The organism is Flavobacterium sp. (assembly GCF_040402835.1).
Classification (GTDB): domain Bacteria; phylum Bacteroidota; class Bacteroidia; order Flavobacteriales; family Flavobacteriaceae; genus Flavobacterium.
The window spans coordinates 62,181-73,218 of sequence record NZ_JBBALW010000013.1; the positions used below are offsets into that span (position 1 = coordinate 62,181).

General features: G+C 33.1%; 7 protein-coding genes. 4 read left to right on the forward strand and 3 right to left on the reverse strand.

Annotation, left to right across the window (positions count from 1 at the left end; genetic code table 11):
- Nucleotides 1–210: 210 nt before the first annotated feature.
- Both AC9UEH_RS06215 and AC9UEH_RS06220 read right to left on the reverse strand, forming a co-directional pair.
- Nucleotides 211–1,503 (reverse strand): tyrosine-type recombinase/integrase, encoded by a 1,293-nt coding sequence (locus tag AC9UEH_RS06215; protein ID WP_509529669.1) that lies wholly within the window; start codon nt 1,501–1,503, stop codon nt 211–213.
- A gap of 271 nt (nt 1,504–1,774) precedes the next feature.
- Nucleotides 1,775–2,599, reverse strand: a complete 825-nt coding sequence (locus tag AC9UEH_RS06220) for a universal stress protein (protein WP_509529671.1) — start codon at nt 2,597–2,599, stop codon at nt 1,775–1,777.
- Between the two features lie 177 nt (nt 2,600–2,776).
- Between AC9UEH_RS06220 and rimP the strand changes: the two genes are divergently transcribed.
- The 3 genes from rimP to infB are packed head-to-tail and all read left to right on the forward strand — an operon-like array spanning nt 2,777 to nt 7,405.
- Nucleotides 2,777–3,241: a ribosome assembly cofactor RimP gene (gene rimP, locus AC9UEH_RS06225; protein ID WP_509529673.1), complete on the forward strand. Its 465-nt coding sequence runs from the start codon at nt 2,777–2,779 to the stop codon at nt 3,239–3,241.
- A 10-nt stretch (nt 3,242–3,251) separates the two neighbouring features.
- Nucleotides 3,252–4,496 carry a transcription termination factor NusA gene (gene nusA / locus AC9UEH_RS06230; protein ID WP_509529675.1) on the forward strand — a complete coding sequence of 415 codons (1,245 nt, stop codon included), beginning with the start codon at nt 3,252–3,254 and terminating at the stop codon, nt 4,494–4,496.
- A gap of 50 nt (nt 4,497–4,546) precedes the next feature.
- Nucleotides 4,547–7,405, forward strand: a complete 2,859-nt coding sequence (gene infB, locus AC9UEH_RS06235; protein ID WP_509529678.1) for a translation initiation factor IF-2 — start codon at nt 4,547–4,549, stop codon at nt 7,403–7,405.
- A gap of 288 nt (nt 7,406–7,693) precedes the next feature.
- On the opposite strand, the gene AC9UEH_RS06240 is transcribed toward infB, so the two are convergent.
- Entirely contained in the window at nt 7,694–8,692 is a 999-nt protein-coding gene (locus tag AC9UEH_RS06240) for a TlpA family protein disulfide reductase (RefSeq protein ID WP_509529680.1), read from the reverse strand.
- 119 nt (nt 8,693–8,811) lie between these two features.
- Here AC9UEH_RS06240 and aspS point away from each other — a divergent pair, with 119 nt between their 5' ends.
- A complete protein-coding gene (aspS, locus tag AC9UEH_RS06245) occupies nt 8,812–10,563 on the forward strand; it encodes an aspartate--tRNA ligase (protein ID WP_509529682.1) in 1,752 nt (583 codons plus the stop codon).
- Nucleotides 10,564–11,038: the final 475 nt, after the last annotated feature.

Here is an 11,038-nt window from a genome sequence, read left to right on the forward strand (position 1 = left end):
AGGGTTTGCAAGGTTTTGTTACGGTTTGAAAGGGTTTGAAAGGTTTTGCAAGGTTTTGCAAGGATTGGGAAGGGTTTGTTAGGATAGGTTAGGGTAGATTATGATAGGATTAGTTTGGGTTTGTAAGGAAAATCCCGTATTAAAATTTAATAAATCCAAATATTCAATTATCAGTAAATTTTTCAGTTTCACATACCATAATTATATTTTTTATAGTTGTTTTGCCCAATACTCTTTAAGTTTTTCGGCATTTTCTGTGGGTGTAATTTTAATGTATTTGAGAAATTGAGCCTCTGTTTTATGACCTGTAATAGCCATAATGGTCATATTGTTTAATTTACCATATAAATTACTTGCGAAACTTCTCCTGCAAATATGAGAGCTGACTAACTCGTGTTTAGGAAACGGTCCAAACTCTTTTCTCGTAATATTTTTTTTAGAATCAGGGTCATCACAAAAAGTTTTATCATCTTTTTTAGTTACCATTTTTGCTCCTTCAATTAATTCTTTAAATCCTACAATTTCGCAAACTTCTTTAATATATAAATTGAATTTTTGATCTGAAATTGTTGGGGGAAACTCCCCACCATTTTTTAATAAAATAGATTTTACTTGTTCATGCATTGGTATAACGACAGTGTGATTTGTCTTTTCAGTCGTAATATTTATAAAATTATTTTGTATGTCTGTTTTTTGTAATCTTAAAAAATCTGAAATCCGTAATCCTGTGTGCAAACCAATTATAAAGTTATCTCTTGTATTTTCTAATCGTTTGTTATGACTAAAATCGTGATTAAAAAGTATGTTTATTTCATTATTTGTAAGATAAATATCTTTTGTTATTCCTGATAAAGAAGTAAATTCTGACGACCTGTATTGTTGGTTTATTGGCAATCCTTCAATATCAATTATTTTACACCACATTTTTATATACTTAATATGTCCACCTATTGAATTTTCTGATAAAAGTTCAGTATTTCGGCAGTAAAAAAGAAAATTTCGGTAAAAATTTAAGTCTATATTTTGAAATCGTATTTTTTGATTTGCATTTTCAAAAGCTATAATTTTATTTAATGTAGCCTTGTATTGTTTTATGCTGGAGTTGGAAATTGGTTTACCCTTAAAAAGCCGTTTATTAGATTCGCTTATAAATTTATCAACCCAATCCGAAAAATATATTTTATGCATTTCATTTTCTGATGATTTGCCAAAAAAACCAAATACAACATCTTGCAACCATTTATTTGAAATTTCATTTTGATTGAGAAAATCACTCCTCCATTTTTCTTGAACCGAAGCAGTAAGTTTTTTTAATTTATCATTAATTAAATCTTTATCTTTGATATTAGATTTTAATTTTAATTCTTGCTTTTTATTGTTCCAGTCTTCTCTATTTACAAAAATTCCAGTTCCACAAGTGAAATCGTTTTTTTGAGTAGGTTTAAATCTACAAAAAATATTAGTTGGGTTGTTTTTACCTTTAAGAATAAAATTAACTTTCATTTTTTCTGCATTAATTAAAAAACAAAGATAATCTATTCCCCTAATATTCCCCTAAATTGGTTAATTAAATTTAATTTTACTTAATTTCACTTAATTTTATAAGCAAAATAACGAACTCAAAAACATTAAGTTATTTATTATTCACAAGGGTTTACAAGGTTTTTTGGAAGTTTTATTTTGCACTTAATTAAGACAGTTGCAAAACTTGTAGACCAACAAAAAACTCCTCAAGAAATTGAGGAGTTTTTTTATGCACTAAATCGAAATGATTTTAGATTTTGAAAGTAATTACGGGTCTTACCGTGTGGTTTACCAAATCTTCACTGATACTTCCGTTGAAAAAGTGAGAAAATCCAGTTCTTCCATGCGTGCACATTCCAATTAAATCGGCATCAACGCTACTTGCATAATTTAGAATTCCTTTTTCCACATTCACATCATTATATATATGAGTAGAATAGTTCGTAAAATTAGAGCCATTTAGGAAATCGCTCATTATTTTTTCTGCGACTGCGGTTGATTTAAAACTATTTGGGGTATTTATCATTACCAAATCCAAATGCGAATTAAAAATTGTAGCAAATTCTACTAATTTCGCAAAAGGTTTTTTAATTTCTTCAGAAAAATCAGAAGCAAAAACAACTTTATCAGCTTTAAAATCGCCAGTTTCATTTTTGATAACTAAAACAGGAACATCAGAAGTTCGAACTACTTTTTCTGCATTGGAACCAATGAACATTTCTTCATATCCAGAAGCGCCATGAGAACCCATTACAATTAAATCAACATTATTTTTTTTGCTAATTTCCATAATACCATCAAAAGCTTTTTCAAATTGTATTATTTCTGAAACGTTTATTCCGTCTAAAAAATCAGATTCCATTAACGCATCTAATTTATCAATTGCCATATCTTTAAAGTACATAATCTGCGGAATGGCACTTCCGCTTGAAACCGCATCGCTTCCTTGATGTGGTAATTCGAGCATGTGTAGCAAATAAATTTCGCTATTGTTTTTTTTAGCAATTTGTGCGGCAACTCTCAATGCGTATTCCGCATGTTTTGAGAAATCTGTGGGGACTAGGATTCTTTTCATAATAAAAAGTGTAAATAATTAAATAAAATCAAGGTTTATATCATAACCTAAAGATATTATTTTTTTTTAGAATACACAATGATTTTTGATTTATAAAAAAAACACTATATTTGCAGTGTTATTTATTTAATATTTAGATAAAAAGGCACGCATTGCGTGCCTCTTTTTATAAAAGCTATGGCATTTAAAGAAAAAGTAAGTGGTTTGTTAGAGGTAGGATTATTAGAAAAGCCAACGCTTTTTTTAATAGACTTAACTATTACCGAAAGTTTCAAAATTATTGTAACTTTAGATGGTGATAATGGTGTAGCTTTGCAAGATTGCATAGATATCAGCCGTTCAATAGATAATAATTTAGATAGAGAAGAACATGATTTTTCTTTAGAAGTTGCTTCTGCTGGAGTTTCTTCGCCATTAAAACACATACGACAATATAAAAAAAACGTTGGAAGAATACTCCAAGTTGAAACAGATACTGTAAATATAGAAGCAAAATTAGTAGAAGCTAATGATGATTTTATAGTTATGGAATGGGAGGCAAGAGAGCCTAAGAAAATTGGAAAAGGGAAAGAAACTGTTCAAAAAAGACAGGAAATTCCCTATTCAGAAATAAAAAAAGCAATAGTTATAATAATTTTTTAATAGATAGAGCATGGAAAATTTAGCTTTAATCGATTCGTTTTCAGAGTTTAAAGATGATAAACTTATTGATCGTGTAACGCTAATGGCGATTTTAGAAGATGTGTTTAGAAACGCATTAAAAAAGAAATTTGGATCAGATGATAATTTTGATATTATTATTAATCCAGATAAAGGCGATATGGAAATTTGGCAAAGAAGAGTTATCGTTGCTGACGATGATTTGGATTTAGACCATCTTGAAATTACCTTAACAGAAGCAAGAAAAATTGAACCTGATTTTGAAATTGGGGAAGAAGTTTCGGAAGAAGTAAAATTAGTTGACCTTGGAAGAAGAGCGATTTTGGCTTTGCGTCAAAATTTAATTTCTAAAATCCACGAACACGACAACACAAATCTTTACAAACAATTTAAAGATTTAATAGGCGAAATATATACGGCAGAAGTGCATCACGTGCGTCCAAGAGTTGTAATTTTGATAGACGACGATGGAAACGAAATTATTTTACCAAAAGAAAAACAGATTCCTTCTGATTTTTTCCGCAAGGGAGACAATGTTCGTGGAATAGTTGAAAGCGTTGAATTGAAAGGAAATAAACCTCAAATTATTATGTCGAGAACCTCTGAATTGTTCTTAGAAAAATTATTTGAACAAGAAATTCCTGAAGTTTTTGACGGTTTAATTATGGTTAAAAAAGTGGTAAGAATTCCAGGCGAAAAAGCAAAAGTAGCTGTAGATTCTTATGACGACAGAATTGACCCAGTTGGTGCTTGTGTTGGTATGAAAGGTTCACGTATACACGGAATTGTTCGCGAATTAGGTAACGAAAACATAGATGTTATCAATTATACTGATAACATTCAATTATTTATTACAAGAGCATTAAGTCCTGCAAAAGTTTCTTCGATTAAAATTAATGAAGAAACAAAAAGAGCAGAAGTGTTTTTGAAATTAGAAGAAGTATCAAAAGCCATCGGACGAGGTGGACATAACATCAGATTAGCAGGTCAATTGACAGGTTATGAGTTAGATGTAATTAGAGAAGGAAGTACAATTGAAAATGATGATGATGTTGAATTAACAGAGTTTTCAGATGAAATTGAAGAATGGGTAATTGAAGAATTTGCAAAAATTGGACTGGATACTGCAAGAAGTATTTTAGGACAAAACGTCAATGATTTAGTTAGAAGAACAGACCTAGAAGAGGAAACTATTTTAGAAGTAATGAGAATATTGAAAGAAGAATTTGATAGTTAATTAATTTTTCTTCCAACAACACAAAAAAAAGGTAATAATAAAAAGGTTTTATGTCTGAAGAGAGAGTAATTAGAATAAACAAGGTTTTAAGGGAATTGAATATTTCATTAGAAAGAGCTGTCGACTATCTTAAGGATAAGGGAATTGCTATTGATGCAAATCCAAACGCGAAAATTTCTGACAAGGAATTCAGTATTCTTCAAAATCAATTTGCAGGCGACAAAGGGAATAAAGAGGCATCTAAAGAAGTTGGCGAGGAGAAAAGAAAAGAAAAAGAATCTTTGCGCATTGAAAGAGAAAAAGAAATCGAAGACAAACGCAAGATAGATGAAGATCGCCAAAGACAGCAACAAGAAGTTATCAAAGCTAGAGCTGTAGTTACTGCACCAAAACAAGTGGGAACATTGGATTTAAATCCGAAAAAAGCCGTAGTTGCTCCTGTTAAAACTGAAGTTCCAGCTGAAGTAAAAGCAGCTATTGCAAAACCTATTCTGGCCAAAGTTGTTGTTGATACCAAACCCGAAGTTAAAGGAAAGGCAGTAATTGAAACACCAAAAGCAAAACAAACTCCTGCTAAAAAAGAAGTTGCAGCTGCACCAGTTGCAAAAGTAAAAACTCCAAAAGAAGTTGTTGAAGTTCCCGTTGAGGATTTTACTACGCAATATCAAAAATTATCAGGTGCTACTTTAACAGGTCAAGTAATTGATTTATCTCAATTCAATAAACCAAAAAAGAAAAAAGAAGAGCCTAAAATTACTCCGAACAAACCAGGTGCGCCAGGTGTTCCAGGAGCTAATAATGCTAACAAAAATAAAAGAAAAAGGATTATTACTAAGCCAGGTGCTCCAAGACCACCTGCAGTTCCTGGAGTTCCAGGCGCACCAAATCCTAATAAAATAACTCCTAATGCCGGAGGTGCTGGTGGAGGTTTCAATGCCAACAGAAGCGCAAGACCCGGATTCGTAAAAGGAGCAAGACCCGCAATTGTTGCAAAAGTTGAGCCAACAGAGGAAGAAGTTAAAAATCAAATACGTGAAACTTTAGAAAAACTACAAGGAAAAGGTGGTAAATCTAAAGCGGCAAAATACAGAAGAGATAAAAGAGACACGCACCGTCAAAAATCGGATGACGAGCAAAAAGCCATTGATGAAGGAAGTAAAACTATAAAAGTTACCGAATTTGTTACTGTTGGTGAAATTGCAATAATGATGGATGTGCCAATTACAAAAGTGATTGGAACGTGTATGTCACTTGGAATAATGGTTACGATGAACCAACGTCTTGATGCAGAAACATTGACAATTGTAGCCGATGAATTTGGATATGAAGTAGAATTCATAACCGTTGATATCGAAGAAGCTATTCAAGTTGTTGCTGATAAAGAAGAAGATTTGGTGTTCAGAGCGCCAATTGTAACCGTAATGGGTCACGTCGATCACGGAAAAACCTCTTTATTGGATTATGTCCGTAAGGAAAATGTTATCGCAGGAGAATCTGGAGGAATTACCCAACATATTGGTGCCTACGGAGTAACATTAGATGATGGACAAAAAATCGCATTTTTAGACACGCCAGGTCACGAGGCATTTACTGCAATGCGTGCCCGTGGAGCTCAAGTTACCGATATCGCAATTATTGTAATTGCAGCGGATGACGACATAATGCCACAAACTAAAGAAGCAATTTCTCACGCTCAAGCAGCGAATGTGCCAATCATTTTTGCAATCAATAAAATTGATAAACCCAATGCGAATGTTGAAAAAATAAAAGAAAAATTAGCAGGTATGAATTTACTTGTTGAAGATTGGGGCGGTAAAATTCAATCGCACGACATTTCTGCAAAAGTAGGAACAGGTGTGAAAGAATTATTAGAAAAAGTATTGCTTGAAGCAGAAATCTTAGACTTAAAATCAAACCCAAATAAAGCCGCTCAAGGAACTGTTGTTGAAGCATTTTTAGATAAAGGTAAAGGTTACGTTTCTACTATATTAGTACAACACGGAACGTTGAAAGTAGGAGATTATATGCTTGCTGGAAAACACCACGGTAAAATTAAAGCGATGCACGACGAACGTGGAAACATAGTCACTATTGCAGGGCCTTCAACACCAGTTTCCGTATTGGGATTAGATGGAGCTGCAACTGCGGGTGATAAATTCAACGTATTTGAAGACGAAAAAGAAGCGAAACAAATTGCTTCCAAACGTTCTCAATTAATGCGTGAACAATCCGTTCGTACACAACGACACATTACGCTTGACGAAATTGGACGTAGAATTGCATTGGGTCAATTTAAAGAATTGAACATCATCTTGAAAGGGGATGTGGATGGTTCTGTTGAAGCATTGTCTGACTCGTTCTCTAAATTATCTACAGAAGAAATCCAAATTAATATCATACATAAAGGAGTTGGAGCAATTACAGAAACTGACGTAATGTTGGCTTCAGCTTCAGATGCAATTATTATCGGATTTAATGTTCGTCCTGCTGGAAATGCTAGACAATTGGCAGACAAAGAAGAAATTGATATCCGTTATTACTCCATTATTTATGCTGCTATTGACGACTTGAAAGATGCAATGGAAGGAATGTTGGCTCCTGAAATGAAAGAAGAAATTCTTGGAACTGCAGAAATTAGAGAGATTTTCAAAATCTCGAAAGTAGGTTCTATTGCAGGAAGTATGGTTATGCACGGTAAAATTGTTAAAAATGCCAAAATGAGAATTATTAGAGATGGCGTAGTAGTATTTACTGGAGAATTATTAGCATTAAAGCGTTTTAAAGACGATGTTAAAGATGTCGCAAAAGGATATGATTGTGGTATTCAAATTAAAGGATACAACGACATTGAAGAAAGAGATGTTATTGAATCGTACCACGAAGTGGCCATTAAAAAGAAACTGAAATAGAATTTAGTTTATACCATAAATAAGTTCATTATAGTCCAATCGTTCTGGTTTAATGCCGCTGTATATTTCATTTAGTTCAATTTTTATTGGACTAATTTGAAATAACTAGCGGTATTTTATAAAAAACGTACCTATTAAGGGGCGTTTTTTATAAAAATAAAGTATACCAAGGTATTACTTTTTATAAACAGTTACAAAGAAAATTAAAGAATAAATTTTTTTATTTGGGATACCCTATAAAGCAAAAAAAAACCGTTTAAAACATGTTTTTCTATACTTTTAATTTTTCTATTTCAACAATCCATCCAATTGTTCTTGAAGTTTTGATGATGATGGTCTTGCTGCATCAGCGCTAACTACTTTCCCGCTTGGGTCAATTAAAATAAATCTAGGAATACTATTAATGCTGAAACTTTTCATGAAATCGGAGTTCCAGTTTTTGTCAGCAAATAATTGAATTCCACCCAACTTTTTCTCTTCAACAAATTTTTTCCATTTCTCTAAATCCTTATCCACATCAATCGAAATACTCACAAAAGCAATGTTTTTATTCTGGTATTTTTCTTCAACTTTTTTCAAAAATGGAATTTCAGCACGACAAGGACCACACCAAGTAGCCCAAACATCTATGTAAACATATTTCCCGTTTAAGTCGGAAAGTTTGGTAGTTCCGCCTTTAAAATTCACATAATTAAAACCTGGTGCCATTGTATTATTAAGTTTTAGCTTTTCCTTGCTTTCTTTGAAATAGGCAATCATTCCAGCTCTTGAACCTTCAATATTATTTTTTTGCAATGCAATAAAATTAACATCTAAATTGCTTCCTTCTAATTTTGCTAAATCCGATTTGTTTTTGTTTTCTATTGCAACCATAAAATCAGCTTCATTGAAATTGATTAATTTATCTAAATCAAAAGAGCTTCCAGAAAGCATGGCTTGTGCTAAATAATTATTTTCAGCGGAACCAATTCCTGAATATACAATAGATTCATCAAACATTTTTGCATCCATTTTCAAAGTCAAATCATAGCCGCTTTTTAAATATAATTCGGTATATTCTACTCCGTCAAACATCTGATACAGCCCCTCTTTTATATGCAAAGTATCTTTGAAAACTCCGTCTTTATTGACTTGGATTTTTTTATACACTTTTCTACCGTCTTGAATAGAAATAAAATCACCGTTTTTATTGGCGATTTCAGCTTGAAAGCTAACGTAGTTTTTTGTTTGAGCAACAGATAAAATGGAATGTCCAAGGAACAATCCTAACAAGAATATTTTTTTCATTGGTTTTAAATTTAAATTAGACATCAAACGTAAGGTTTATAAGTTTATAAAAATTAATTTTAACACTAAATCCTTAATCAAAAAACAAAATAGTATTTTTGTAGTCTAAAATTTCAATAATGTATAGAAGTCATTCTTGTGGCGAGTTAAACGCTGCTCATATTAATACGGAAGTTACACTTGCTGGTTGGGTTCAAAAATCACGTGATAAAGGATTTATGAATTGGGTGGATTTGCGAGATCGTTATGGCGTTACCCAATTGCTATTTGACGAAAGTCGAAGCAATAAAGTAGTTTTTGAACTCGCTAAAACCCTCGGTCGTGAATTTGTAATTCAAGTAAAAGGAACCGTTATTGAGCGGGAATCAAAAAATTCAAATATGAAAACGGGCGATATTGAAATTTTAGTTTCAGAAATGACTATTTTAAATGCTGCTCTAACTCCGCCTTTCACAATTGAAGATGAAACCGATGGCGGCGAAGACATCAGAATGAAATACCGCTATTTGGATATTCGTAGAAATCCTGTAAAAAACAACTTACTTTTCCGTCATAAAGTGGCTATGGAAGTTCGTAAATACCTTTCAGATTTAGATTTCTGCGAAGTGGAAACGCCTTATTTAATTAAGTCAACTCCAGAAGGTGCAAGGGATTTTGTCGTGCCAAGCCGAATGAATGCGGGACAATTTTATGCGTTGCCACAATCGCCACAAACCTTCAAACAATTATTGATGGTGGGTGGAATGGACAAATATTTCCAAATTGTGAAATGTTTCCGCGATGAAGATTTACGCGCCGACAGACAACCAGAATTCACACAAATAGATTGTGAAATGGCCTTTGTAGAACAAGAAGATATTTTGAATGTTTTTGAAGGATTGACACGTCATTTGTTGAAAGAAATCAAAGGCATTGAAGTAGATAAATTTCCAAGAATTACCTACGATTATGCAATGAAAACCTACGGAAATGACAAACCAGATATTCGTTTTGGGATGGAATTTGGCGAGTTGAACGAATGTGCCCAACACAAAGATTTTCCAGTTTTTAACGCTGCCGAATTAGTAGTTGGAATTGCTGCTCCTGGAACGGGAGAGTATTCTCGTAAAGAAATTGACGCCTTAATTGATTGGATGAAACGTCCTCAAATTGGTGCTTTAGGTATGGTTTATGTAAAATGCAATGAAGATGGAACGTATAAATCATCCGTTGATAAATTTTACGACCAAGAGGATTTGGCAAAATGGGCTCAAATTACTGGTGCAAAACCGGGCGATATGCTATTTGTACTTTCAGGTCCAGCCGATAAAACAAGAACCCAGCTTTCCGCTTTAAGAATGGAACTAGCCACTCGCTTAGGATTGAGAAATCCTGCGGAGTTTGCGCCATTATGGGTGGTTGATTTCCCTTTATTAGAATTAGAGGAAGAATCGGGAAGATGGCACGCCATGCACCATCCGTTCACTTCTCCAAAACCAGAAGACATGGAATTATTAGCCACAAATCCAGGTAAGGTTCGAGCCAATGCCTATGATATGGTTTTAAACGGAAACGAAATTGGCGGAGGTTCTATCAGAATTCATGATAAAGCTACACAGCAATTAATGTTTAAATATTTAGGTTTTACCGAAGAAGGTGCCAAAGAACAATTTGGTTTCTTGATGGACGCGTTTCAATTTGGAGCGCCACCACACGGCGGATTGGCTTTTGGATTGGACAGATTGGTTGCCATTTTGGGCGGACAAGAAACCATCCGAGATTTTATCGCCTTCCCAAAAAACAATTCTGGTCGCGATGTAATGATCGATGCGCCGTCCATAATCGATGAAACGCAGTTAAACGAGCTGCACATCCAATTGGATTTAAAATAAAACCACATACAATTCCCAAATCCGCAAAGTGTTTTTTCATCAACGAGAACATTTTGCGGATTTATTTTTTATAAAAACCTCATATTTCTTTTGGAGCGAATTGCCCTTTACTATTTGCAATTGCAATTCCCGCTTTCGGCTCAATCTCTTCGCTTCGCTGCGAGGATACCGCCTCAATCGGGGCTGCTGGATTGATCATTTTCTTGTTTTGAATTTTTGGCTTTTAAAATAAAAAACAAACAATCCCTTTGTTGAATAATAAAGGTTACATTTACAAAATATAAATTCATTGTAGAGAATATTATGGGTGCGTATTGTAAATCCAAGCTATCGGATTCAAAATTGTTTTCTTACAAAATAAATTAAAAAAACAAATATAAAATTAGGATTTCTCATTTTTTTTATTTGTATTTAAGTATAAAAATAATTAAATATTAATTAAATTTAAAACCAAATTTATGAGAAGACCTTACAG

Excerpts from the sequence above, each read along its gene's own strand:
- AC9UEH_RS06215 (WP_509529669.1), bottom strand. The coding sequence starts at position 1,503 with ATGAAAGTTAATTTTATTCTTAAAGGTAAAAACAACCCAACTAATATT.
- AC9UEH_RS06220 (WP_509529671.1), bottom strand. The coding sequence starts at position 2,599 with ATGAAAAGAATCCTAGTCCCCACAGATTTCTCAAAACATGCGGAATAC.
- rimP (WP_509529673.1), top strand. The coding sequence starts at position 2,777 with ATGGCATTTAAAGAAAAAGTAAGTGGTTTGTTAGAGGTAGGATTATTA.
- nusA (WP_509529675.1), top strand. The coding sequence starts at position 3,252 with ATGGAAAATTTAGCTTTAATCGATTCGTTTTCAGAGTTTAAAGATGAT.
- infB (WP_509529678.1), top strand. The coding sequence starts at position 4,547 with ATGTCTGAAGAGAGAGTAATTAGAATAAACAAGGTTTTAAGGGAATTG.
- AC9UEH_RS06240 (WP_509529680.1), bottom strand. The coding sequence starts at position 8,692 with ATGAAAAAAATATTCTTGTTAGGATTGTTCCTTGGACATTCCATTTTA.
- aspS (WP_509529682.1), top strand. The coding sequence starts at position 8,812 with ATGTATAGAAGTCATTCTTGTGGCGAGTTAAACGCTGCTCATATTAAT.